This window comes from Halomonas sp. PR-M31, assembly GCF_001039575.1.
GTDB lineage: Bacteria > Pseudomonadota > Gammaproteobacteria > Pseudomonadales > Halomonadaceae > Modicisalibacter.
On sequence record NZ_JIBT01000045.1, the window covers coordinates 1 to 24018 of the forward strand.

At 56.5% G+C, this 24018-nt stretch carries 24 protein-coding genes, 2 tRNA genes and 2 riboswitches; of the genes, 19 read left to right on the forward strand and 7 right to left on the reverse strand.

The window, feature by feature from the left end; all coding sequences use genetic code 11:
- The first annotated feature begins 196 nt into the window (after positions 1 to 196).
- From CH74_RS12680 to CH74_RS12690, 3 genes are all read left to right on the forward strand, one after another.
- Positions 197 to 272 (forward strand) — tRNA-Glu (locus CH74_RS12680).
- A 147-nt stretch (positions 273 to 419) separates the two neighbouring features.
- Positions 420 to 513: riboswitch (TPP riboswitch) on the forward strand.
- Between the two features lie 36 nt (positions 514 to 549).
- Positions 550 to 1326: a 3-oxoacyl-ACP reductase gene (locus CH74_RS12685; RefSeq protein ID WP_048307924.1), complete on the forward strand. Its 777-nt coding sequence runs from the start codon at positions 550 to 552 to the stop codon at positions 1324 to 1326.
- Complete coding sequence (locus tag CH74_RS12690; protein ID WP_048307925.1) at positions 1326 to 2630, forward strand: LLM class flavin-dependent oxidoreductase; 1305 nt, start codon at positions 1326 to 1328, stop codon at positions 2628 to 2630. The genes CH74_RS12685 and CH74_RS12690 overlap by 1 nt, the downstream gene beginning before the upstream one ends.
- Here CH74_RS12690 and CH74_RS12695 read toward each other — a convergent pair.
- A complete protein-coding gene (locus tag CH74_RS12695) occupies positions 2627 to 4069 on the reverse strand; it encodes a sodium:solute symporter family protein (protein ID WP_048307926.1) in 1443 nt (480 codons plus the stop codon). The two genes, CH74_RS12690 and CH74_RS12695, sit on opposite strands and share 4 nt — an antisense overlap.
- 81 nt (positions 4070 to 4150) lie before the next feature.
- Positions 4151 to 4277: riboswitch (TPP riboswitch) on the reverse strand.
- 170 nt (positions 4278 to 4447) lie between these two features.
- On the opposite strand from CH74_RS12695, the gene CH74_RS12700 reads away from it, so the two are divergent.
- From CH74_RS12700 to CH74_RS12735, 8 genes are all read left to right on the forward strand, one after another.
- Complete coding sequence (locus CH74_RS12700) at positions 4448 to 5410, forward strand: ABC transporter ATP-binding protein (RefSeq protein ID WP_048307927.1); 963 nt, start codon at positions 4448 to 4450, stop codon at positions 5408 to 5410.
- Positions 5407 to 6180: an ABC transporter permease gene (locus CH74_RS12705; protein ID WP_048307928.1), complete on the forward strand. Its 774-nt coding sequence runs from the start codon at positions 5407 to 5409 to the stop codon at positions 6178 to 6180. The genes CH74_RS12700 and CH74_RS12705 overlap by 4 nt, the downstream gene beginning before the upstream one ends.
- Positions 6177 to 6995 (forward strand): NADPH-dependent 7-cyano-7-deazaguanine reductase QueF, encoded by an 819-nt coding sequence (gene queF, locus CH74_RS12710; RefSeq protein WP_048307929.1) that lies wholly within the window; start codon positions 6177 to 6179, stop codon positions 6993 to 6995. The genes CH74_RS12705 and queF overlap by 4 nt, the downstream gene beginning before the upstream one ends.
- Before the next feature lie 76 nt (positions 6996 to 7071).
- Positions 7072 to 7632, forward strand: a complete 561-nt coding sequence (locus tag CH74_RS12715; RefSeq protein WP_048307930.1) for a nitroreductase family protein — start codon at positions 7072 to 7074, stop codon at positions 7630 to 7632.
- Positions 7633 to 7634: 2 nt separating this feature from the next.
- The gene (locus CH74_RS12720; protein WP_048307931.1) at positions 7635 to 8156 is read left to right on the forward strand and encodes a YiiD C-terminal domain-containing protein; all 522 of its coding nucleotides are present in this window, start codon (positions 7635 to 7637) and stop codon (positions 8154 to 8156) included.
- A gap of 112 nt (positions 8157 to 8268) precedes the next feature.
- Positions 8269 to 8356, forward strand: a tRNA-Ser gene (locus CH74_RS12725).
- A 578-nt stretch (positions 8357 to 8934) separates the two neighbouring features.
- Positions 8935 to 9192, forward strand: coding sequence for a type II toxin-antitoxin system RelE/ParE family toxin (locus tag CH74_RS12730; protein WP_253273061.1), 258 nt, complete (start codon positions 8935 to 8937; stop codon positions 9190 to 9192).
- A 1-nt stretch (position 9193) separates the two neighbouring features.
- Complete coding sequence (locus tag CH74_RS12735; RefSeq protein WP_048307932.1) at positions 9194 to 9517, forward strand: DNA-binding protein; 324 nt, start codon at positions 9194 to 9196, stop codon at positions 9515 to 9517.
- A 306-nt stretch (positions 9518 to 9823) separates the two neighbouring features.
- Here the strand turns inward: CH74_RS12735 and CH74_RS12740 are convergent, their stop codons facing one another.
- Complete coding sequence (locus tag CH74_RS12740) at positions 9824 to 10069, reverse strand: type II toxin-antitoxin system HicB family antitoxin (RefSeq protein WP_082140422.1); 246 nt, start codon at positions 10067 to 10069, stop codon at positions 9824 to 9826.
- Between the two features lie 251 nt (positions 10070 to 10320).
- On the opposite strand from CH74_RS12740, the gene CH74_RS12745 reads away from it, so the two are divergent.
- From CH74_RS12745 to CH74_RS12765, 5 genes are all read left to right on the forward strand, one after another.
- Positions 10321 to 11280: a proline iminopeptidase-family hydrolase gene (locus CH74_RS12745; protein WP_053070756.1), complete on the forward strand. Its 960-nt coding sequence runs from the start codon at positions 10321 to 10323 to the stop codon at positions 11278 to 11280.
- A 375-nt stretch (positions 11281 to 11655) separates the two neighbouring features.
- Positions 11656 to 14040, forward strand: coding sequence for a penicillin acylase family protein (locus CH74_RS12750; RefSeq protein ID WP_216594761.1), 2385 nt, complete (start codon positions 11656 to 11658; stop codon positions 14038 to 14040).
- A gap of 9 nt (positions 14041 to 14049) precedes the next feature.
- A complete protein-coding gene (locus CH74_RS12755) occupies positions 14050 to 14262 on the forward strand; it encodes a hypothetical protein (protein WP_048307934.1) in 213 nt (70 codons plus the stop codon).
- Positions 14225 to 14590 (forward strand): hypothetical protein, encoded by a 366-nt coding sequence (locus CH74_RS12760; protein ID WP_053070757.1) that lies wholly within the window; start codon positions 14225 to 14227, stop codon positions 14588 to 14590. The genes CH74_RS12755 and CH74_RS12760 overlap by 38 nt, the downstream gene beginning before the upstream one ends.
- Before the next feature lie 270 nt (positions 14591 to 14860).
- Complete coding sequence (locus tag CH74_RS12765; RefSeq protein ID WP_048307935.1) at positions 14861 to 17605, forward strand: cation-transporting P-type ATPase; 2745 nt, start codon at positions 14861 to 14863, stop codon at positions 17603 to 17605.
- A gap of 54 nt (positions 17606 to 17659) precedes the next feature.
- Here the strand turns inward: CH74_RS12765 and CH74_RS12770 are convergent, their stop codons facing one another.
- Positions 17660 to 18079 (reverse strand): STAS/SEC14 domain-containing protein, encoded by a 420-nt coding sequence (locus CH74_RS12770; protein WP_048307936.1) that lies wholly within the window; start codon positions 18077 to 18079, stop codon positions 17660 to 17662.
- Between the two features lie 114 nt (positions 18080 to 18193).
- Between CH74_RS12770 and CH74_RS12775 the strand changes: the two genes are divergently transcribed.
- The 3 genes from CH74_RS12775 to egtD all read left to right on the forward strand — a co-directional run bounded on the left by CH74_RS12775 (position 18194) and on the right by egtD (position 21746).
- The gene (locus CH74_RS12775; protein ID WP_048307937.1) at positions 18194 to 19375 is read left to right on the forward strand and encodes an NAD(P)/FAD-dependent oxidoreductase; all 1182 of its coding nucleotides are present in this window, start codon (positions 18194 to 18196) and stop codon (positions 19373 to 19375) included.
- Positions 19376 to 19473: 98 nt separating this feature from the next.
- Complete coding sequence (egtB, locus tag CH74_RS12780) at positions 19474 to 20781, forward strand: ergothioneine biosynthesis protein EgtB (protein WP_082140423.1); 1308 nt, start codon at positions 19474 to 19476, stop codon at positions 20779 to 20781.
- Between the two features lie 2 nt (positions 20782 to 20783).
- Positions 20784 to 21746: an L-histidine N(alpha)-methyltransferase gene (gene egtD, locus CH74_RS12785; protein WP_048307938.1), complete on the forward strand. Its 963-nt coding sequence runs from the start codon at positions 20784 to 20786 to the stop codon at positions 21744 to 21746.
- A 97-nt stretch (positions 21747 to 21843) separates the two neighbouring features.
- Here egtD and CH74_RS12790 read toward each other — a convergent pair whose 3' ends face one another.
- From CH74_RS12790 to CH74_RS12805, 4 genes are read right to left on the reverse strand one after another with little or no spacing between them, the layout of a single operon-like run.
- Positions 21844 to 22143 (reverse strand): YqjK-like family protein, encoded by a 300-nt coding sequence (locus CH74_RS12790; RefSeq protein ID WP_053070758.1) that lies wholly within the window; start codon positions 22141 to 22143, stop codon positions 21844 to 21846.
- Positions 22130 to 22474: a phage holin family protein gene (locus CH74_RS12795; RefSeq protein WP_253273062.1), complete on the reverse strand. Its 345-nt coding sequence runs from the start codon at positions 22472 to 22474 to the stop codon at positions 22130 to 22132. Before CH74_RS12795 ends, CH74_RS12790 begins: the two co-directional genes overlap by 14 nt.
- Before the next feature lie 50 nt (positions 22475 to 22524).
- Complete coding sequence (locus CH74_RS12800; protein WP_082140424.1) at positions 22525 to 22881, reverse strand: YqjD family protein; 357 nt, start codon at positions 22879 to 22881, stop codon at positions 22525 to 22527.
- Between the two features lie 60 nt (positions 22882 to 22941).
- Complete coding sequence (locus tag CH74_RS12805) at positions 22942 to 23889, reverse strand: phospholipase A (protein WP_053070759.1); 948 nt, start codon at positions 23887 to 23889, stop codon at positions 22942 to 22944.
- Between the last annotated feature and the right edge of the window lie 129 nt (positions 23890 to 24018).

Consider the following 24018-nt stretch of genomic DNA (forward strand, 5'->3'; position numbering starts at 1 on the left):
TGTTTGTTCGCGCCATCTGCTCATCGCTTTTTTGAATCTTGTCACTCATGGAAGCTCCAATTTCCTGTTTGCTTGCATGCCATGAGACAACGAGAAGCGGATAACTTTCCACTCTCATTTTTCAAAGCCGCAGGTGCTTGACACCCAACACCGGGCTAATTAATATACGCGCCACCTCGACGAGGCAAGGCACTGCGTCCCATTCGTCTAGTGGTCCAGGACACCGCCCTTTCACGGCGGTAACAGGGGTTCGAACCCCCTATGGGACGCCACCTTTCTTTTCCCCGATTTCCTCTTCTTGCATCCGTTCAGCAAGCGCATGGCTTGTTGGCTTCTTCGTCGTCTTTCCGCGTGATGGTTTTCCTGGGCATTCCTGAAAGACCATGGCTGTCCCGGTTCGCTGCAATGCGCTATGGTGGGGTTTCGACACGGGGTGCGGTCGTTGCTGCTGAGACAATACCCGTTGAACCTGATCCAGTTAATGCTGGCGAAGGGATGTCAGCTGGTTCCATGGCGGCACCCTTTATTGCCGCGCAAGGAGCCTTTTTCATGTCTCGTTTCTCGCCTGCAATCGACACACAAGTCGTTCTGATCACCGGTGGCGCCCGGGGGCTTGGCGCGCATCTGTCGCGTGCATTTCTCGCTCAAGGTGCCCGGGTGGTGATCAACTATCTGAACAGCAGCGAAGCGGCAAACGCGCTGACAAGTGAAGCCCCGGAGCGGGCGTTAGCGATTCAGGCGGATGTCACCGATCCAGAAGCAGTCAAGGCGCTTTTTGACGAAGCTCGAGCGCACTTTGGCGACCCGATCACCACCGTAGTGAACAATGCGCTGCCGAGTTTCTCCTTCAACGGGGACGCCCGACCCCAAGCGGATAATCTTAGCTGGGCGCAAATGAGCCAGCAGTTCGAAGGGGTGAATCGCGGCGCGCTGAATACCGTTCAAACGGCACTGCCCGGCATGCGGGAGCAGGGCGGCGGGCGCATCATCAATATCGGCACCAATCTGTTCCAGAACCCGGTGGTGCCTTATCACGACTATACCGCCGGCAAGGCGGCGCTTTTGTCCCTGACTCGTACCCTGTCCCAGGATCTGGGTCCGGACAATATCACCGTGAACATGATTTCCGGCGGACTTCTGCGTACCACAGATGCCTCCAGCGCCACGCCCGAGGCAGTGTTCGACTTGATCGCCCAGAACACACCTCTGCGCCGGGTGACCACGCCGGAAGAGTTCGCCGATGTGACGCTGTTCTTCGCCTCGCCCTGGGCCCGGGCGATCACCGGCCAGAATCTGATCGTGGACGGCGGATTGGTGAAGGGCTGATGAAAACGCGCAACGAGACTGAAAAACTGCACATCAATCTGTTCATCATGGGCTGCGGCCACCATCGGGCTGCCTGGCGACATCCGAACTCCTGCGCCGAGCGGCTGACGGATATCGCCTATTACGAATCCCTCGCCCAGATCGCCGAACGGGGCAAGCTGGATGCGGTGTTCTTCGCCGACGGCATGAGCGTGGGCAGCATGGAGGACGGCTTTCACTGGCATCTCGAGCCGCTGACGGCACTTTCCGCCATGAGCCGGGCGACCCGGCACATCGGCCTGATCAGCACCGTTTCCAGTACCTTCTATACGCCGTTTCATGCGGCGCGGCTGGTGGGGTCGCTGGATCATATTTCCGGCGGGCGCGTGGGCTGGAATGTGGTGACCTCGATGTTCGATGCGGAGGCGCGCAACCACAACTACGTTTCCATGCCTGCTCACGCCGAGCGCTACGCCCGGGCCGAGGAGTTTGTGCAGACGGTGCTGGCGCTCTGGGATAGCTGGAGTGACGATGCCATTGAACGCGACCGCAAAGGCCGCTATGCCGACCCGGCCAAGGTGAGAAAGATCCATCACCAGGGCGATCATTTTCTCGTCGATGGGCCGCTGAATCTGCCGCGTCCACCCCAGGGCCATCCTGTATTGATACAGGCTGGCGCCTCGGAGCAGGGCCGTGATCTTGCCGCCCGTTTTGCGGAAGCCATTTACGCGGTGGCCTACGATCTGCCCACCGCCCAGCGTTATTACCAGGACATCAAGGGCCGGGTAAAGGCGGCAGGGCGCAGCGCGCCGGTGCCCATCCTGCCCGGGCTCGTCACCTATGCGGGCTCTACTATGGAAGAGGCCAAGGCCAAGCAGCGCACCCTGGATGAGTGCCTGCCGGTGGAGGCGTCCTTGCGTCAGCTGGGGCTATTCATCGAACAAGACTGCAGCGACTGGGACCTGGACGCGCCGGTGCCGGAACTGCCGCCGCTTGCCGAGTTCACCGGCCCCCAGGGGCGCTATTCCACGATATTACGCATCATCAAAACCGAACAGCCGACGCTGCGAGAACTGTTGGGCCGACTGGCAGCTGGGGGCGGCCACTGCACCATGATCGGCACGCCGGAAACCATCGCCGATGAAATGGAACGCTGGTTTCGCGAGGGCGGCGCGGATGGCTTCAATCTGATGCCGCCGTCACTGCCTTCCGGCATCGAGGATTTCGTCGAGCATGTCATCCCGGAACTGCAACGCCGGGGCCTGTTCCGCGAGGAATACGACACCACCACGCTGCGCGGCCATTTGGGGCTCGAGCGTCCTTAACTCTCAAAGCGCCGCACGCCGGACTTCAAGGCTGCAAAATCAAAACGCTCTTTGGCCGGCAGGATCACAAGCATGGTAAGCGCCACGATCACCGGCACGAAGGTGGCGAGCAAAAAGGACTCCATTAGCGTGTTCAAGGCATCCCCGGGTGCGGGGAACATGAAGAGTCCCGCCACTAGCCCGGCCAGAGTTGCCAGCACCGCAGCGCGACCGTCGAAACGGCGATTGAACAGCCCAAAGAAGACCGGGAACGCCGCCGCGCAGCAAAACAGATCCGCCAGCAGGAACAGGTACAGCACGCTATACCCTTGAGCTGCCACGAAGGTGACCGGAACCGCGATGGCAAGCATCAGCCAGCGGGACAGGCGCATTAATTGGCCGTCGCTGGCACGGGGCATCATCCGTCCGCCGTCCACGGCGATCATGCTGGAAACCGCGCTGATGCTGGTGTCGGCGCTGCTCATCACTAGCGCCAATCCGAGAAAGATCAGGCCGATAGCGAACCAGGCGGGCGTGTTGTCAAGCAGCACGCTGAACAGGGCCACGGAGCCGTCTCCAGGTAGCCCTAAGCCAACGAAGGCCAGACCGAACAGCCCCATCATGAAGATCATCGGCGTGCTCAAGAGGCCGCCAAGGAAAAACCCCAGTCGCACGGCCCGATTGTCCCGGGCGGCGTACACCCGCTGCCAGTTGCCCTGATAGAAAAGACCGGTCAACAGCACTGCCAGGAAGAAGGTGATGCCGGCCTTGAGTCCGCCCAGGTCCGCAATGTTCAGAAGCTGCGGTGCATTGGTTGCAAGCCCTTCGAGGGTGGGTTCGATACCGCCAGCGGCCTGCCAACCAAAGACGATCAGAGTGATCAGCAGCGGCAGAATCACAACCATCTGCACCTTGTCCGTGAAGATCGAAGCGCGCAGTCCGCCATACAAGGTGTAAAGCAGGGTGGCGCTCATCACGATCACGCTGGTCGCCCATAGCGGCACCGGTGCGACCAACTTCACCATCATGGCAATGGCAGTGATCCCCGCAGCCAGGGAAATGAACAGATAAAACAGCATGATGATCAGGGTGAAAGCGTACATGGAACGGCCATAGCGGCTCATCACGAACTCCGTGAGGGAATGCCCTTCAGGGGAAAACTCCCGCAGACGCCGCCCCAGCGGAATCATCACCAAGCGTGGGGCAAGCGAGCCAAGCGCATAGCCTGTGATCGCTGCCAGACCGCCCCAAGTAGCGGCCTGGGCCGGGCCGAATAGAATCCAGGTGCCCAGGGTCGAGGCCATCAGGGTCAGTACCGTGGCGGTGGCGCTTTGGCTGTTGCGAGCGATGATGAAGTCTTCAAGGCTTTCATGGTGGCGCCGGGCGTAGAGCATGCCGGGCAGGGCGAACAGTGTGGCAAAGGTAATCAGCCACCAGAGCGCTTGAGTAGTCGTCAGCATTATCGTCTCCATTTACGTGAAAATGCCCGGCAGGGTGCCGAACGCCGTGATGGAGGCGTAATCGCGTTGGGTAGAAGCGTGACAGGTAAGCACTCCCTTCCCTTCGCCGGCATGATCCGGATCAGGTTCGAAGGGTTACCGCCACTCGTGATATCGTGATTCACCAGTAGCAGATTCTCAGTCCGTACGGACTCCCCCAGGAATGCAGGCAAGCGTAGAGCGACGCCTACCGAGGGTCAAGTGATCGATGATCGGCATTTGTTCCCTGCGTATTCGATTTGGCGCATCGACTTACACCCATCTGTCCGCTTGAATTTTCACATTCCGCCCCGATGTTATCAGGCTCATTATTCATTTCTTTGCCACAAGGATTTGCCCATGGCCGAACCGGCACTGTCCATACGTGGGCTGACCAAAATTTATGACAACGGTTTCAATGCTCTGAAGGGTATCGATCTGGATGTTCAACAGGGGGATTTCTTTGCCCTGCTAGGCCCCAACGGGGCGGGCAAATCCACCACCTTGGGGGTGGTGTGCTCCCTGGTGCAGAAAACCGCCGGCAAGGTGTCGATTTACGGCACCGATATCGACAAGGACTTTGCCAAGGCAAAGTACAACCTGGGCGTGGTGCCTCAGGAGTTCAACTTCTCCCAGTTCGAGAAAGTCGAGGACATCATTCACGCCCAGGCGGGCTACTACGGCATGCCCTTGCGCGAAGCCAAGCCCCGCTGCAATCAGCTGTTAAAGGATCTCGGGCTATGGGACAAGCGCAACGGGCCGGCGCGCATGCTCTCCGGCGGCATGAAGCGCCGCCTGATGATTGCTCGTGCCTTGATTCATCACCCGCGCCTCTTGATTCTCGATGAGCCCACCGCTGGGGTGGATATCGAACTGCGGCGCAGCATGTGGGAGTACATGAAGCGTATCAATCAGGAAGAAGGCACCACCATCATCCTGACGACCCACTATCTCGAGGAAGCCGAGAGCCTGTGCCGCAATATCGCCATCATCAACCATGGCGAGATCGTCAAGAACACCACGGTACGACAACTTCTGACCGAACTCGATACGGAAACCTTCATTCTCGACTTGGCGGAGCCAGTAGAAAAACCACCGCGAATCGATGGCTTTGAAGTGGAGCAAACAGAAGGTTCTCAGCTGACCCTGGCGGTCAAGAAAGGCCAGCGCCTCAACGACGCCTTCGAGCAATTTTCCGCTCAAGGCATCAATGTGATCTCGATGCGCAATCGGGCCAACCGGTTGGAGGAAATGTTCGTATCCATGGTGGAGGGTGACAACGCCAAGGCGCGGGAAATGGCAAAGGCGGAGGTGCAATCGTGAATTCGCGTCAGATCCTGGTCGCCCTATGGACTCTGGTATTCAAGGAGATACGCCGCTTCACGCGTATCTGGCCGCAAACACTGCTGCCGCCGTCCATCACCATGACCATGTACTTCATCATCTTCGGCAACCTGATTGGCTCGCGTATCGGCGAGATGGATGGCATCAGCTACATGGCCTATATCGTGCCGGGGCTGATCATGATGTCAGTGATCACCAACAGCTACTCCAACGTCGCCTCGTCGTTCTTCTCCAACAAGTTCCAGCGCAGCGTGGAGGAATTCATGGTCTCGCCCATGCCGGACTGGGTGATTCTGTCAGGCTTCGTGCTGGGCGGCATGGCCCGGGGGCTGGGAGTAGGGTTGATCGTCACTGGGGTATCGGCCTTCTTTACGGACGTGACGATTCATCATCCCTTGGTGACCCTGAGCGTGGTGCTGATGACCTCGGCGGTGTTTGCCATCGGCGGCTTCATCAACGCCTTGCTGGCGAACAAGTTCGATGATATCTCCATCGTGCCGATCTTCGTGCTGACACCGCTGACCTATCTCGGCGGGGTGTTCTACTCTATCGACATGCTGCCGGAGTTTTGGCAGCACGTCTCCATGGCCAACCCGATCCTGTACATGGTTAATGCGTTTCGCTACGGCATTCTTGGCGTCTCCGATATTCCCGTGGGCGGGGCGTTGATCGCCGTTGCCGCCTTCATTGTCGGGTTCTTTGTACTTGCTCTTTGGATGCTCAAGCGGGGCAAGGGGATCCGGTCATGAACCTGCAAGACGCACCGCTGGGCCACGCGACCGAATATCCGGAACGCTACGACCCGACGCTGTTGTTTGCCATTTCCCGGGCCGCCAATCGTGCGCCGCTGGGCATCGATGCGGCGAATCTGCCTTTTGATGGCGAAGACGAATGGCACGCCTTCGAACTTTCCTGGCTCGATCCTAAAGGCAAGCCAATCGTTGCCGTGGCGCGTTTTCGCCTGCCGGCAAGCTCGCCGAACCTGATCGAGTCGAAGTCCTGGAAGCTCTATCTCAACGGCTTCAACCAGTGCCATTTTGCCAGTCGCGACGAGGTGCGCCAGACTCTCGTTCATGACCTTTCTTCGGCCGCCGGCGCGGAGGTTCAAGTCGTGCTGCTGAATGTGGAGGACGAGGCGCTGTTGCCACGTCGTTTACCTGGGGAGTGCATCGATGCTCTCGAGGTGGAAATTCAGGACTATTCCCCCAATCCGACACTGTTGATCGCAAGCGATGAGATCGTCGAGGAAACATTGCATTCGCATCTGCTCAAATCCAACTGTCCGGTTACCGGCCAACCGGACTGGGGCAGCGTTCTGATTCGCTATTGCGGACCTAAAATTGACCGCGAAGGTCTACTCAAGTATCTGGTTTCCTATCGTCAACACCAGGATTTTCACGAGCACTGCGTCGAGCATATTTTCACCGATCTGATGGCGCGTGTACGCCCAGAAAGGCTATTGGTATTGGCCCGCTATGTGCGCCGGGGCGGAATGGATATCAGCCCCTGGCGGGCCACCCCTGGGGAACGCCCACCGGAGCCATTACGGCTGGCACGGCAGTGATTGCCTGAGGTAAAGTCGTTTCAAGAGTTGAGAAACGTTCTCGTCTAACTGTTTCGTTCATTAATAGGAGAGCCGAATGCAAGCAATGACGCTGCTGCACGAGCGCAATTCCATGGGCAAGCTGACGGGGCCGGTGCCGGATCGCGAGCAGCTTGACGTGCTTTACCGCGCAGCCTTGCGCGCCCCGGATCACAAGCAGCTTACCCCTTGGCGCTTTATCGAATTCTCCGGCGAAGGGCTCGAGCGCCTGGGCGATCTTTTTGCCGAGGCAGAGCGGCTAGAAGATCCGGATATCCCCGAGAAGAAGCTCGAAGGGGCGCGCAAGAAGCCCCTGCGCGCCCCCATGATTATCGCCGTGATCGCCAAGGTCGTACCGGACCTGCCCAAGGTGCCGCCCATCGAGCAGGTGCTTTCCGCCGGCTGTGCCGCCCACGGCATTCTGTTGGCCGCCCAGGCCCAAGGGCTTGGCGCCATGTGGCGCACCGGTCACTTCGCGTTCAACCCGACGGTGCGGGAAGGCCTTGGGCTCGATGAGCATGACGAGATCGTCGCCTTTCTCTATCTCGGTCAGCCTGGCGGCCGCGACAAGCGCATCCCCGAGCGCAACCCGGCTGATTTCGTCGAGCGCTGGACCTGAACATGACCCGTAAGATCGGTGTGCCGCATCCGCGCTTGCCACTGCCTGCAAAAGGATCAGCGAAAGGAGGGCAGGGTGACAACCTGGGCACCTTTCAGCGCTGGCTCGAGGAAGCCATTCCCATGGTGGGCCATCTTGGTATTACCAACATGGCCTGGCAGGGCGATGTGCTTGTCTGGCATCTCGAACTCGGTCCCAATCTCAATGACAAGGGCACCGGCTTCGGCGGCTCCCTAACGGCCCAGACCACCCTGATCGGCTGGTGCTGGACGACGCTATGGCTGCGCGCTCATGGACGTGTACAAGACGTGGTGGTGGCCAATGCCAGCCAGCGCTTTATTGCCCCGGTGACTGCCGATTACCGGCTTGAATGTGTACCAAAAAACGCTGACGGCCCCGAGCAGCTACGGGAACGCCTGAACGCCAAGGGAAAAGGACGCATCGCATTGATCCAGCGCCTCTATGCTGGTGATACATTATGCCTGAAAGCCGAAGGCGACTACGCCGTCCTCCCCGAGTCCTGACTGGCCTGAAACAAGCCCAATAAAGAAAAAGTGGCTTGCAATCGAGGGCTTAGCTCGCTACCATTTGCGCCGTTCTCGAGGGGCGGGAAACGCTTCGAAAGATCAAAAATGCGGAGGGGTGTCCGAGTGGTCGAAGGAGCACGCCTGGAAAGTGTGTAAGTCGAAAGGCTTCGAGGGTTCGAATCCCTCCCCCTCCGCCACGAATATCGAATCAACCGGCTCCATGGCCGGTTTTTTCATGCCTTGAAAAAGACACGACCTGGGGGAGGTAGACGAGAACCCTCCGGTTCGTACCGAGGCGCTCCGGAGTTTGAGCGCCGACAAATGGCGAGCCGGTCATCCGCAGTTGGAAGTCTAGACCGAGGTGCTCAAGAAATCTGTCGCCGACCTCAGCTCCGTTCAATAGCGTTGCGCTTGGAACTTGAGACCACCCTCCCTCAATGAGTTGCTGTACTCACAGCAATTACCGCTATAAAAATCTCGGTTTTTATCTGACTTCAGGCCCCTTAATATTGGTTAATGTGTCTGTGTAACGTCTCATTCTCTTGTGCCGTATGTAGGCTCATCCGCAGTCCACGTCGCAAGCCCAATTTGACCGGGGCTTTCCACTTTCAGAGCTCTGCGCAGCCGAGTTTGCCTGGGCCAACTTTATTCGTATTGCTAAAATAGTAACTTATAAGTTGCTATTAATGGCATGAAGATCGAGCTCCAAGAATTTCTACGCGAAGACGGCACCAGCCCCTACCGGGAGTGGTTCGACGGGCTCGATGCCTAGGCGGTGGCGAAGGTGGCCACCGCCGAGTACCGCATGTCGATGGGCAATACCTCGAGCATCAAGTGGTTCGAGGGGATCGGTGAGTACCGTATTGACTGGGGGCCGGGGTATCGCATCTACCTGGCCCGGGACGGGGAAGAACTGATCATCTTGTTCGGCGGTGGCACGAAGAAACGCCAGAAAGCCGATATCGATAATGCCAAGGCGCTACGCGACGAGTACAAGCGACGTAAGCGTCAGGCGAAGAAAGGAGATAAATGAGATGGCGCTGACACGTGATTTCAAGGCGACAATTGCAGCCCGCGTCGAGCGCGATCCGGCGTTCGCCAAAGCAATGCTGGATGAAGCCGTGACGCTGTTCCTCAACGGCGAGCCTGACACCGCTCGCCTGATGCTTCGCGACCTGGTCAACGCGACCGTGGGCTTCGAGGCGTTGGCTGAGGATACCGGCCGACCCAGTAAGAGCCTGCATCGGATGTTGTCACTGTCGGGTAATCCTGGCATGGACAATCTGTCTGCCATTATCGGGGCCGTTCGTAAGGCGCTGAAAGTCAATCTCGAGGTGCATACCGTCAGCTCAGCATGAGATGTCGGCCCAATAGGGCTGTACGTAAAAAGTAACGTACTCGGCAGGGTCAATCCCCGTCGATTTCATTCTGGGGAACTTTCATCAAAGTTACCTTATGAAACCCCCGCTTTTTCTAGTTTCACGATCACCTACATAAGTTAATGTGTCTTTATGACGTTCCTTTCTCTCGTGCCGCACGCAGGCTCGTCCGCAGTTCACGCCATACCGCCCCGGCCAAATAGTCGGGTCTTTTTGCTGCTGATCGCCTGGATCTGAACTGCCGTGACCGAGTGCTGGGCTCTAGCTCATGTAGCGCGGCTAATCTCAGGGATGCTGCTGGAGATAGCCGTCCAGAGCCTGTCGGGTCAGGTCGTTGAGGGAGATGCCTTGCTGTGATGCGGCAACGGCGGCGGCCAGGTGCAGTTCGTGACCGATGCGGACGTTGAAGGATCCCTTACAAGGGGTTTCCGGTGTTTCGTCAAGATCTTCGCAGGTGGCCAGATAGTCATCTACCGCCTCGCGAAAGGCAGCTTCCAGCTCCTGCCAGGTGAAGCCGGATCGTCCGTTCATCAGTTTGGCAATGAGCCTTCCGGTTTTGGAAATTTCAGCTCTTTCTGTGCAACTAAATATAGTTGCAGTAATGCGGTATCGCAAACCGCTTCCAAGGCACCCGTTTCGCTGGCATAGGTAGGGTCTGCATGACTTTGTCGGAAGTTGAATCGTTGCTGGAATGCTGGTTTACAGCATCCTCCCTTGGCAAAGTTGAAATTCACAACCTATGTTAACTGAGGGGCAAGCCGCACCTTACTGAGGAATCAACAATGCAGGTCAAGGCTATCCATCTGGGCTTTATCATCGCCATGGCGGTTGCAGCGTCCGGTCATGCAGAAACGCCACTACCGGACGACGGCTTTGTTGATGTTCCAGGCGGTCGCATCGCCTTTCGTACCTTCGGTGAGGGAGACGGTACCCCGTTACTCGTTATCCATGGCGGCCCAGGGGGCACCAGCTGCATGTATCCCTCGACCTTACAAGGCATTGCCGAAGATCGTCCCGTGATCACCTACGATCAGCTTGGCTCCGGTAATTCTGATCGCATGACCAACATGGAAGATCAGGCCGTTGTGCCGCGCTTCGTTGATGAGGTCGAAGCGATTCGTAATGAACTGGGTCTTGATGAGATACATCTTGCCGGCCACTCTTGGGGTGGCGCCGTGGCTATCGAATACCTGCTTAGCGCAGAGCCAGAAGGTGTTCAGTCCGTAACCTTCATTGGTCCGCTTATCGGGACTGATCGCTGGCTCAAGGATGCCAATACATTGGTGTCAGAGTTGAGCACGTCTGATCAAGCTGCTATCGAAACTGCCATCAAATCCGGAGACTACTCTACGCCTGCCTTCCAGACCGCCAATGACCACTTTATGGCTGAATTTCTATCGCGAGGTCCTCAAGCACGCAACGAGCTTCCGGAGTGCGCCAATAGTCCGGGTGGAAACAGCGCACTTTATGAATATATGTGGGGCCCCTCGGAGTTCGTCTCCACCGGCACATTGCAGGTTTTTGATCGCACCGACGATCTATCTCAAATCTCTGTGCCTACGCTGTTCATTGCAGGGGAGTATGACGAAGCGCGACCTGCCACGATGAAAGAGTTCCAGAAGCAGGTGGATGGCTCCGTCGTTAAGATCATTCCCGACGCTGGTCATCTGGTGAACGTCGATCAAACAAAAGCGTTCAATAAGGCGGTATCTGAGTTTCTGTCATCTGTCGACAAACAATAAAGTCATAGATGTCATATTCCGGGTAATTAATTACGCGCTGTAAAAATATTTTTGCGATTTTGCGCCTTTAGCAGTGCAACTTCATTATCGAGGTTACTCTGTGACAAATCGTTTAGCTAAAATTTCACAATTGAGTATCTCAAACTGCGTGACTATGCTGATCCTACCGGTGTCATGAAGAACCACTTTGGTTAGCGACCCCTTGGCCTATACGACATCGTCTGCTTGCATTCAAAGCTTATATCCAAACTTGGGATACCTGCCGCTTGCGGCGTGTAAGGGAGAAGGTCATGTCGAGATGCGCTTCTTTCAGGCTATCAACTGTACTCGCAGCGGCGTTTTTTATCTGGCGCTTCCTCGTTGGCGTTGGCAGAGGTGTCAAGCGCCGTTCATCGTGAGGACGTTGCTGTCAAAGGGCTCGAGAAACCGGCCGAAATCATCGTGGACTTTTGGGGTGTTGCGCACCTTTACGCCAAATCCGACAGGGATGCGCTATTTCTACAAGGTTACAACGCTGCGCGTGATCGCCTCTGGCAGATTGATCTATGGCGTAAGCGGGGCCTTGGCTTGTTGGCCGAAAACTTCGGCGAAAACTATGTGGATCAAGATCGCGCCACGAGAATGTTTCTCTATCGTGGCGATATGCAAAAAGAGTGGGAGGCCTATGGGCCGAATGGCAAGAAGTACGCGGCCGCCTTTGTAGAGGGCGTTAATTCCTACGTGCAAAAGGTGTTGGATGGCGATGCGCCGCTGCCCGTCGAGTTTGAGATTTCCGATACGACACCGGATCTTTGGAAAATCGATGACGTGGTTCGAATACGTAGTCACGGCCTGACGCGCAATGTTGCCTCGGAAGTCGCTCGCGCCCGAGTTGCCTGCAAGGCGGATCTCGAGACGGATGTGCTCCGGCGCAAGCTGGAGCCGCAGTGGGAAACAAAAATTCCTGACGGTCTTGATCCTTGCCTGATCCCTAAGGATGTTCTCAAGGATTATGAACTCGCGATCAAAGGCGTGGAATTTTCATCTCTCAAAGAGAATAAGGCTAACGAGACGTCGGACAAGCAGCAGACCGCTTCTGATCACAACTATGATTTTCTTCAGGCGTCTGCCGATAACGTTGACAGCATTGGCTCCAACAACTGGACGATATCGCCGGATCGCACCAAAACGGGCCGCGCAATGCTGGCCAATGATCCGCATCGATCTCATAGCGTACCGTCTTTGCGCTACGTGGTTCATTTGAACTCGCCCAACATGTCCGTGATTGGGGCCGGTGAGCCGGCGCTACCCGGTATTTCAATTGGCCACAATGAAGATATTGCCTTCGGGTTGACGATCTTTTCCGTGGATCAGGAAGATCTCTACGTCTACGAGCTGAACCCGGACAATCCGGACCAGTACCGCTATAACGGCGAATGGCAAGATATGGAGGTGGAGCAGGAGACGATTGATGTGCGCGGCGGGGATGCCCAGGATGTCACGATGCGTTATACCCGTCATGGCGCCGTGCTGAAGGTCGATGAGGATAACAACCGGGCCTTCGCGTTGCGCACCGTGTGGTTCGAGCCCGGCACGTCGGCGTACTTCGGCTCCGCCGATTACATGGGGGCCAGGAATTGGCAAGAGTTCTCCGATGCCATGCAGCGCTTCTCCACACCTTCGGAAAACCAGGTCTATGCGGATACCCAGGGCAATATTGGCTGGGTCGTAGGGGCCATGACACCGACTCGCGAGAACTGGGACGGCTTGCTTCCCGTACCGGGCAACGGGCGTTACGAATGGGACTTTCTCGATAGAAACAAGCTTCCTTCTTCTTATAATCCCGAGAAGGGTTGGATTGCCACCGCCAACCAGATGAATCTACCGGACGATTTCCCCTACGAAACGCTTCACATTGGTTTCGAATGGGCCGACCCATCGCGCTATGAGCGAATATCCAAGGTTTTGTCCGAAAACGACAGCATGACCCTGGCGGATTCGATGGCGTTACAGAACGATGTCACCAGCATGCTCGCGCTGCGACTGGTGGATCTGGTCAACCAAGCCGAATTGCAATTGCCGGAAGGAGCCGATGCTTCCGTCTCCCAAGCATTAGAGTTGTTGAAAAACTGGGATGGTGTTGTTTCAGTGGATAGTTCGGCGGCGGTCCTTGGTGAGCTGATGATCGACAAGCATCTGGGCACGGAAACCGTTGAGCGTGTTGCACCTGACGAAGTTGCGTCGCTGATCGCGCAAGGCAGCATCACCAGCGTCATCGATTTGCTCGAGGCGCCAAATGACCAGTTGGGCGACGACCCACAAAAGGCCCGCAACGACATCATTGTCAGTGCGCTCATCCAGTCCGTGGAGCAGGCAAGGGCACTGTTGGGTGATGATCTTGATTCCTGGCGATGGGGCTCGCTACACAAGGCATACTTTGAAAATAGCGTCACGCCAATTGCGCCAGAGTATTTGAAGGAGCAGCTGACGGTTGGTCCGCTGGAAACAGGTGGCGATCGATTCACACCACTGGCCGCGCGCTATGACTCGGATTTCGAAGTGACGATGGGCGCGTCGTTTCGCATGGTGCTAGATGTAGGCAACTGGGATGCCAGCAGGTTCATCAATACACCTGGGCAATCAGGCGATCCCTTCAGTCCGCATTACCGAGACCTTACGCCACTTTGGGCTACTGGCGACTATGTTCCTCTGGTGTATTCCCGTGAGGCGGTTGAAACCAATGCATCGAAGATCATGAACTTGACGCCACAGCAGCAGTAGCGCACAGCGATGGCACTTCATCCAAGCTCGGATGAGGTGCTATTGATGATCCGGCGCCCAAAACTCCCGTTTTCCCGCTGTCCGGTGACCTCGGCCACGGCAGCGGCCATTGAGCGCCTTCAGCACAAGGAACATGGCTTCGTTGCCGACCACCTGGGCACCTTCCGCAATGGCGGCGTCGAGAATGTTCGCGGTACCGGGGCAGGCCCTGAGGATCGGTAAGCGGTTTCGTGAGCAGGGCATTGCCATGGCAAACGTCCATTCCAGCCAGTGGTGCCGCTGTCTGGAAACCGCGCGTCTACTCGATCTGGGCGATGTGATTCCCACCCCCGCATTGAACTCCTTCTTCACTAACCGTGAGCACGAGCCCCGGCAGAGTGAGGCGGTTCGACAGCTACTTGCCGAGCAGGCAAAAGACAAGACAACGGTACTGGTTACCCATCAAGTCAACGTCACCGCCTTGACCGGCATCTTTCCTCGTTCCGGCGAAATCATCGTGGTACGTCCCGTCAAGAATTCCCTATCCGTGTTGGGCCGCATAGCGCCTTGAAATTTTATTCGTGAAAGACGCTAACAAATTAGCGTCTTTTATGTCATGTTATTTGTAGCACCTATATTGCCTTGGCGAAAGCCGGGCCATCGCGGGCGAAAGCTCGTCACATTCACTTGAAAGGGAGATAGGTTCTTACTTATACCGTTATCCTGTGAGGTTTTCTTGCAGGTAAAAACGAACAGGGATTGTCATCGAAGACCGTCAACAAAGGTACGCCAAATTTTAGCGATTGGATTTCTATCTTACGCAAGATAAGGACGATAGCCGATGAGTTCGTTACAGGAAAAGCACTGGCATCATCTCCCTCACGATGACGTCGTGAGTCAACTCGACACAGACCCCCACACAGGACTCGACAGCGACAGCGTAGACAACCGACAGCAGCAATATGGCCCCAATGCACTCACGCAACGCAAAGGGCAGGGGCCGCTGATACGATTCCTCCTGCAATTCCATCAAGCGTTAGTCTATATCCTTCTCGCCGCCGTCATCATCAAGCTCCTTTTGGGCGCCTGGATCGATGCCAGCGTTATTTTTGGGGTGATTTTTTTAAATTCTATTATCGGGTTCTTGCAGGAGAGCAAGGCACTGAATGCGCTGGATGCGTTGTCTCGGGCCATGGTGACGGAAACCACGGTGCTGCGAAATGGCGAAAAGCAGCGTATTGACGCCAGATCCCTGGTGCCGGGTGACGTGGTGCTGTTGGCCTCCGGGGACAAGGTGCCGGCGGATCTGCGGTTGCTCCAAAGCCGCAGCCTGCAGATCGATGAGTCGGCCCTGACTGGGGAGTCGGTGCCCGTCGAAAAACACATTGGCGAGCTTGGTACGGACACTTCTCTGGCGGATCGGGTCAATATGGCCTATTCCTCATCCCTGGTGACCTATGGCACCGGAATGGGTGTGGTGACGAGCATTGGCGATCACACCGAGATCGGGCGTATCTCCGAGCTCATCGCCAGCGCCGAGGTGTTGGCCACACCGTTGACCCGCAAGATCGCGCATTTCAGCCAATTGCTTCTCTATGCCATTCTGGGCCTGGCGGCCATCACCTTCCTGATTGGTCTTTGGCATGGCGACCCTTGGATCGATCTGTTCATGGCGGCGGTGGCTCTGTCCGTGGCGATGATTCCGGAAGGCTTGCCTGCGGTGCTGACTATCACCCTGGCACTCGGCGTTGCCCGCATGGCCAAGCGTCGCGCCATCATTCGGCGCCTTCCCGCGGTGGAAACCCTGGGCAGCACCACGGTCATCTGCTCGGACAAGACCGGCACCCTGACCCGCAACGAAATGACGGTACAGAGGCTCTGGGCGGGCGGTGAGGACTACGATGTCAGTGGTATCGGCTATGCCCCAGAGGGTGATATTCGCCAGTCCGGACAGCCGGTGATGCTCAAGGATAATATTGCCCTGAATGAATTGCTCAAGGCGGGCTGGCTATGCAACGACTCATCGTTGAAGCATGACGAAGAGGGTTGGAAGATTCAGGGGGATCCCACGGAAGGGGCGCTGCTGGTTTCGGCCCGCAAGGCAGAGATCGACGATGCCAAGTCCCTTGATGCTCAACCTCGTCTGGATACCATTCCCTTCGAGTCTCAGCATCAATACATGGCAACCCTGCATGGCGGCGAGAAGCCATCGATCTACATGAAGGGGTCCGCTGAAAGCATCTTGGCCCGATGCGATCAGGTCATGAATGCGGACGGTACGCGCAAGCCACTCGATGTGGATGCCGTCGAAGCCCAGGTCAAGGCCATCGCCAGCCAAGGTCAGCGGGTGCTGGCCTTTGCCTGTATGGAGGCGGCCGCCGACAAGCAGGGTATCGAGCATGAAGACCTGACTCAGGGGCTCACCTTTCTTGGCTTGCAGGGCATGATCGATCCGCCTAGAGAGGAAGCGGTACAGGCGGTGCGCTCCTGTCATGTGGCGGGCATTCGGGTCAAGATGATCACCGGCGATCACGCCCTGACTGCGGCGACCATTGCCGGCGAGATCGGGCTGGATCAGACGATTGCCAAGGGTGCGACGCCAAAGGTGCTGACCGGTCGCGAGCTCAAGTCGCTGTCCGATGAGCAATTGAGCCACGAGGTTGCGGATACGGCGGTCTTTGCCCGGGTAACCCCAGAGCAGAAACTGCGCTTGGTAGAAGCGCTGCAGGCCCGAGGCGAAGTGGCGGCCATGACCGGGGATGGGGTCAACGACGCCCCGGCCCTGCGTCGGGCCAATATCGGCGTGGCCATGGGCATTACCGGAACCGAGGTATCCAAAGAAGCCGCGGACATGGTGCTCACGGATGACAACTTCGCCACCATCGAAGCCGCAGTGGAAGAGGGCCGAGGGGTCTTCGACAATCTGATCAAGTTCATTACCTGGATATTGCCCACCAACGCGGGCCAAGGATTGGTCATCATTGCCGCGATCATTTTCGCTCAGCCTCTGCCGGTGTTGCCGCTACAGGCGCTGTGGATCAACATGACCACGGCGGTGCTGTTGGGGTTGACCCTGGCCTTCGAGCCTCGGGAGCCAGGTATCATGACGCGGCCACCGCGTACGCCGGGAGCGCCCATTCTCAGCAGCGAAATGATCTTCCGCGTCATCTTCGTGGGCCTGCTGTTGCTGATCGGCAGTTTCGGGCTCTTCGAGCTGGCCTTGTATCAAGGGGCGAGCGAGGCGGAAGCGCGTACCATTGCGGTGAACGTCTTTGCCGTGGGGCAGTCCTTCTATCTGCTCAACTGCCGTTCGTTGCGGCTTTCCATGTTCAATCTGGGGCTTATGAGCAATCCGTGGATATGGGTGGGCATCGCGGCGATGATGATCGCTCAGCTGCTATTCACCTATGTGCCCTTGATGAACACCCTGTTTCACACCGCGCCGATCGGGCTACTCGACTGGTTCTATATCATTCTCGTGGGTCTTGCGATCTACCTGATCATTGGCGTCGAGAAGACGATTCGCACCCGCCGGGAATCAGCCCGAAGCAACAGGGTTCAAGGAACCACTGAAGCCGCGAACTGAGAAAAGGAGAATGTGAGAAAAAAGCCGTAGGAGAACGAGAAACCCTGGCGCAATCTAACCGGATTGGGCCGGGGCCTCTTTTTCTGGGGTGGTGTCTGTACCGAGCAGCTCACAGGCCCACTGCATCGCGGTTTCCTTCTCTTCTTTCTTGAATGGCCTTACCTCGATGGATGAGAACAGCTGATTCTGCACGCTGGCGACGCTGCGCATCCATTGCTGATCCGAGACGACCGCGATGCGATGAAAATGATCCATGCGGCCAAACTGGGTCAGACCATAGCCGATGTCTCGCACAAGAGCGGTGCCGGTCATCCAGCGTAGGTTGTCGACCTCGATGTAGAAACTGATCTTGTCATGGCTTTTCTTGGCCTGTTCGATGGCATCGATGCCGTGCTGAAGCTCGTTGGCATCAATACAGCCGGATACCCGCATGGCAACCACATGTGGCGCCGGGGCAGCAATAAGTTCGAGCATGAGAGTCACTCCTGAAGTGATGATTCTTCAATAGGGTCGAACGCATTTCGCCATCGCGATCGCCTGCTAGAATGGCTGGCTTTGTCCATTAAGTAATATCTGGAGCCTGTCTGTATGTTTTCCAACCCGGATGTCGTGATAATCGGCGCTGGCGCCGCCGGACTGATGTGCGCGCTGACCGCCGGTTACGCTGGTCGCCGGGTGCTGGTCATCGATCATGCCAACAAGCCGGGCAAGAAGATTCTCATGTCCGGCGGCGGGCGCTGCAATTTCACCAATCTCGATACGCAGCCGATCAATTTCTTCTCCAATAATCCTCATTTCTGCATTTCGGCCCTCAATCGCTATCGCCCGGAGCATTTTGTCGAGCTCGTCGAGCGTCATGGCATCGAGCCGGTAGAAAAAGCGCCGGGGCAGCTGTTCTGTACCGATTCCGCAAGGCCGATTCTCGACATGCTACTCACGGAGTGCGACTGGGCGGGAGCGGAGATTCGTCTCAAAACCACCGTCGAGCGCATTGAGCGAAAGGGTGAGGGGATGTGCCTGACAACCTCGGCAGGGCGCATTGATACCGGCGCAGTGGTGGTGGCCAGTGGCGGGCTGTCGATTCCGACCATGGGGGCTTCGGGTTTTGGCTACGATATTGCCCGCCAGTTCGGGCTGCCGGTGACAGAGACCCGCGCCGCTCTGGTGCCGTTTACTCTGACCTCCCAATGGAAAGAACGTGCGGCGGCGCTTTCCGGCGTGTCTTGTGAGGTGGATGTAAAATGCCGCAGCGGGCGTTATCGGGAGCCGATGCTGTTTACTCATCGCGGACTCTCGGGACCTGCGATGCTGCAGATTTCCAGCCATTGGCGCCCGGGTGACGAGCTGTCCATTGACCTTCTTCCGGATATCGATGCTTTAGATGCGCTGACCAATGCCCGCAAGACGACTCCCAAGCGCCGGCTCTCGACCTGGCTGGGCGAGCACTTGCCCAAGAGATTGTCTCAGGCACTGATCGAGTGGTATGGCAACGATGGGCTATTGGCGGAGCAGTCCAATGCTCGATTGCAGGATTGGAGCGAACGGCTCAATCGTTGGCGGCTAAAACCCGCTGGAATCGAAGGGTGGCGTACCGCTGAAGTGACCATAGGCGGAGTGGATACGGCGGCCATTTCATCCAAGACCTTCGCGGCGAAGGATCTGCCACAGCTGCGTTTCATCGGTGAAGTACTCGATGTTACCGGTGAGTTGGGGGGCTACAACTTTCAATGGGCCTGGGCGTCTGGCGTGGCGTGTGGCCTGGCGTTGTAAAAAAGGAAGTTACCCGATTCGGCTTGGACTCGGGCACTGACCTGCTACGCTGAATTGTCATATCAAGGATGTCATTTTTCACGACAGGAGGTTGCCGCATGCCATCACTCGTTGATAGAACCCGCGATGCGTCTTTTGAGGAAACCCAGCACACAAAGGAGTGGTTGCGCAGCTATCAGCGTGTTCGCGCCGCGACAGAGGCCCTTTGCGCGCCGCTATGCAAGGAAGACTATGTGGTCCAGAGCATGGCGGATGTCAGCCCGCCCAAATGGCACATCGCTCACGTTAGCTGGTTTTTTGAAGCATTCCTGCTGACGCCGTTTCACAAATCCTACCGCCCCCTCGACAGCGCCTACGATTTTCTTTTTAACTCCTATTACGAAACTCACGGGACACCGTTTCCGCGCCCTGATCGGGGGTTGATATCCCGCCCGACGGTAGATGACGTATACCGTTATCGTGCTCATGTGGATAATGCCATGACACAATTGCTCAGCGATCCGCCTGATGAGCATGTGGATGCCATCATTCACCGAGTCGAGTTGGGGCTCAATCACGAGCAGCAGCATCAGGAATTATTGGTCATGGATATCAAGCATATCCTGGCCCAGAATCCGCTTTATCCGATCTATCGAGACGATCTTGCGCCAATTCCCAACCATCAGTCCGAAGCGCTTCGGTGGCAGGATTTCGAAGCAGGCGTTTATCATATTGGTCGTGAAGTTGATGCAAAAGGCTTCGTTTTCGATAACGAAACGCCGCGCCATCGCCAGTTCGTCGAAGCGTTTCAGCTTGCCGATCGTCCCGTGACGAATGCCGAATTTCTGGAATTCATGCAGGCCGGTGGCTATGAGCATCCCGACTATTGGCTGTCCGAGGGTTGGCAGACGGTCAAGCAGACAGGATGGAAGGCACCGCTTTACTGGGTAAAGCAAGAGGATGACTGGTATCACATGACCTTGGGCGGACTGACACCCGTGGATTGGCAGGCGCCGGTATGCCACGTCAGTTTTTACGAAGCCGACGCCTTTGCCTGTTGGGCCGGCGCGCGTTTGCCTACGGAGGCGGAATGGGAAATCGCGGCTCGCGAAGCGAATCCAAACGGCAATTTTGCCGAGCAGGATCATCTACAGCCGGTGGCCGGCGAAATTCCAAAAAACGGGCCTGGGAAGATGTTCGGGGATGTCTGGGAATGGACCGGCAGCGCCTATCGGCCTTATCCGGGCTTCAAGCCATTGCCGGGTAGCCTTGGTGAATACAATGGCAAGTTCATGTCGGGGCAAATGGTGCTGCGTGGAGGGTGCTGTGCGACGCCCCAGGCGCATATTCGTGCGACCTATCGTAACTTCTTTCCTCCTCATGCCCGCTGGGCGTTCTCAGGGTTCCGCCTTGCCAGGGAGGCATGATCATGGAGAACTGCGTAACCGTTCACGACCAGCAAACGACTTCGCAATCGGCTTCGCTACAGGAAGAGCTGCTTGCCGGACTAAGAGCGACACCCAAGACCATTCCACCCAAGTTCTTCTATGACTGGAAAGGGTCCGAGCTTTTCAATCTCATTTGCGAGCAACCGGAGTACTATCCAACCCGTACCGAAGAGGCCATATTGCACGGCTTTTCCAAGGACATTGCCCGGCTCATCGGCGATGATGGCATCTTGATCGAGCTGGGGAGTGGCGCCAGCCGCAAGATCCGCTTGCTTCTTGAAGCCATGCGTCCGGTGAGCTATCTGGGCATTGATATCTCTCGTGATTTTCTAATCGAGAGCACGCAGCGTCTCGCTGCCGATTACCCCTGGCTCGAGGTGCATGCGGCCTGCGCCGACTTTTCCCAACCGTTACAGATCCCCGGGGCCGTACGCGGAAAGCGCCCGGTCGCCTTTTTTCCAGGCTCGAGCATCGGCAATTTTTCGCCCTTGGATGCTGAAGGTTTCTTGAATGAGCTGGGGTCCTTGCTACCGCCGGGAAGCGGTTTATTGATAGGCGTGGACCTGATCAAGGATGAGGCGATCCTCAACGCCGCCTACAATGACGCTAAGGGCGTAACGGCTGCCTTCAACCTCAACCTGCTCAATCGTTTATGCAAAGAGTTCGATGCCGTCGTTGATCCCGACAGTTTCTCTCATCGGGCTTTTTACAATGTAGAGCAATCGCGCATCGAGATGCATCTGGTCAGCAAAGTGAGCCAGAGTATTACTGTTTCAGGTGAGAGTTTCGATTTTGAAGAAGGGGAAACGCTTCATACGGAAAATTCTTATAAATACAGCGTCGATGGTTTTCAAGCCCTGGCCCTGCGGGGCGGGTTTCATCCGCGCGCGCTATGGACCGATCCAGAGAACCTATTCAGCATTCACTACCTGGAACGGGTCTGATTCACCAGTGAGTGTTTTAAAACGACGCCATATCGATTGAAAATAGGCAAAAGAAAACGCGGGCTTTGCCCGCGTTTTCTTGTCTGCAGATATGAAATCAGGCACGTCTATTGCGCAGCATACGATAAGCAACCCGGCCTCGGTTGAAGAGCATCGCCCCGGTAAGCAGCTTGCCCATCAACTTACCGGTAGAGCGCGGCTTGCGTAGAGCGCGTATTGTGGCAAAACCACCTAATGCAACGAAGGCCGTGCGCCACTGGGTCAGCCGGTCCCAACCGCGATCGATAGGAGCAGTGACTTCTCGCCAGTCACGCAAGGCCATGGCCATGTCGATGCGTTGCTGAAGTATCTCGGTCTCGAGCTCTTCTCGACGTTTCAGACGATCACGATGACTCACGCGAAGACTCCAGATAGTGCCGGTCCTGGGACAGATTGCTTAGCGTTGACTCCATCAGCTTGCGCTGCTTGGCAATGCGCTTGGCGCTGAACGCCAATGTGGCGGACACGATCAACAGCGTGCCGCCGCTGGCGCCAATGGCCAAAACACGATGCTGCTCCCAATAGGCGACAATCAGCATCAGAAGTAGCATGCCGACGCCAAAGGCAAACAATATCAAGCTGGCGCCTGCAAGCATCAGTATCGTCAGGATACGATCGCGTTCGAGTTCCAGCTCGACCACGGCGAGACGCAGCCTTGTCTCACCGGTGGTAACCAAGCTGGTCAGCATGCGCCGTCCAGCTTGAATCACGCGCTCTGCTGGGCCGTTACCGCTGGACATCAGCGCCGTCCGACGATCATGCCGATCACGACACCCAGGGCTGTACCGATACCGATGCCGGTCCAGGGATTCTGATGCACATAGCGGTCGACCATGTCGGCGCTATCGAGTACGCCGTCACGGGCATCGTGATAGGCTTTTTCGCCCCGGGCTTCGATGCGCGTGCGGGTTTCACGCAAGCTCTTCTCTGCACGGCTGCGCAACTCTTTGATATTGCTACGGGAGTCATCGGCAGTCGCGCTTACCAACTCTTCCACGGTCTGAGAAAGATGACGCAGATCTTCTTTCAGTTGCTCGGTGCTGGCTTCGCGGGTGTTGGCCTCGCGGCTATGGTGTCCTACAGGGAACATACTCATTGCTACAGTCTTCCATGAGTGGTGAGTGAAGCTATCATCATAGCAATATGCCTTTGGTTATCAATCATTGCCTGGGATACCGGCCAGATAAGTGTTGAGACTGAAGCCTAGTCCGAAACGCTGTACGTCCTCATCGTAATCAACGAGACTCTCTCCATACCCGTCAAAGTATTGCACATGGCCACGGACCTTGCCGATCAACGGGAAGGTGTAATCGAGTAGCGCACCGTAATGATGCTTCCCAGGATTACCGCGCACCATCAACGAGATTTCTTGATCGCCGAAGGTGCGCACCAGAGTAAAGTCGCCATACCCGATATAGTTTTCGAGATCGGGGTTGTCGTCATCGTCGCTCGACTCGGGAATGCGCCAATGAGGTGCCACGCTGATTGCCCAGTCACCCCGTTGAAAAAGCAGGTCTGCATACAGACGATTCCAGCTGCGAGACAAGGGTTGCGATTGTCCATTGGATTGGTGCGCGAAACCTACGCGATTTTGCGTATTGGTCCAGCCAAACCAGGAATAGGCGTTATCGAAGCTGACGAACGCTTCAGGCTCATGATTGGTTTCACGGAAAGGAGAAGACGCCTTGGCATTGTAGGCCTGCCACCAGCTGCGCTGGGTATAGGCAAAATAGAGATCGCCATTATCACCGAACATGTTGTGCAGGACGCTCACCTTGAGACTGATCTGAAACTTGGCTTCTGTCTTGTCTGCATTGCCATTGGAGCTGATCGAGTCGAAATCTTCTTGATTGGGATTGGTGTTGTAAGTCCAGGGCAACAAATAGTTGCGTCGATAAACGCTCAGGGTCAAGGGATTAAGAGATGATTCCCTCTCCAATTCACGGCGGACATCCGCCTTTTTCAAACTGCTGGCGATTGCCTCTTCGCTACCAGACGTACTATTTTCTCGCGTGCTCGACTGGGCGTTGGCTTGAATCGAAACGCTCAACAATGAACAAAAAAGTAACCGCGCAATCACACGCAGCGGTGAGGGCAAAACCATTATCAGCGTCCTGTATGCGGCACCAAGCGTCTGTTTCTACCACGCTGTTCTGCCAAGTCAATCGCTTTGCGTAAGTAATTGCCAATCTGACACGGCAATCACACGATTCTTTAGTAATTAGAGTGCGAT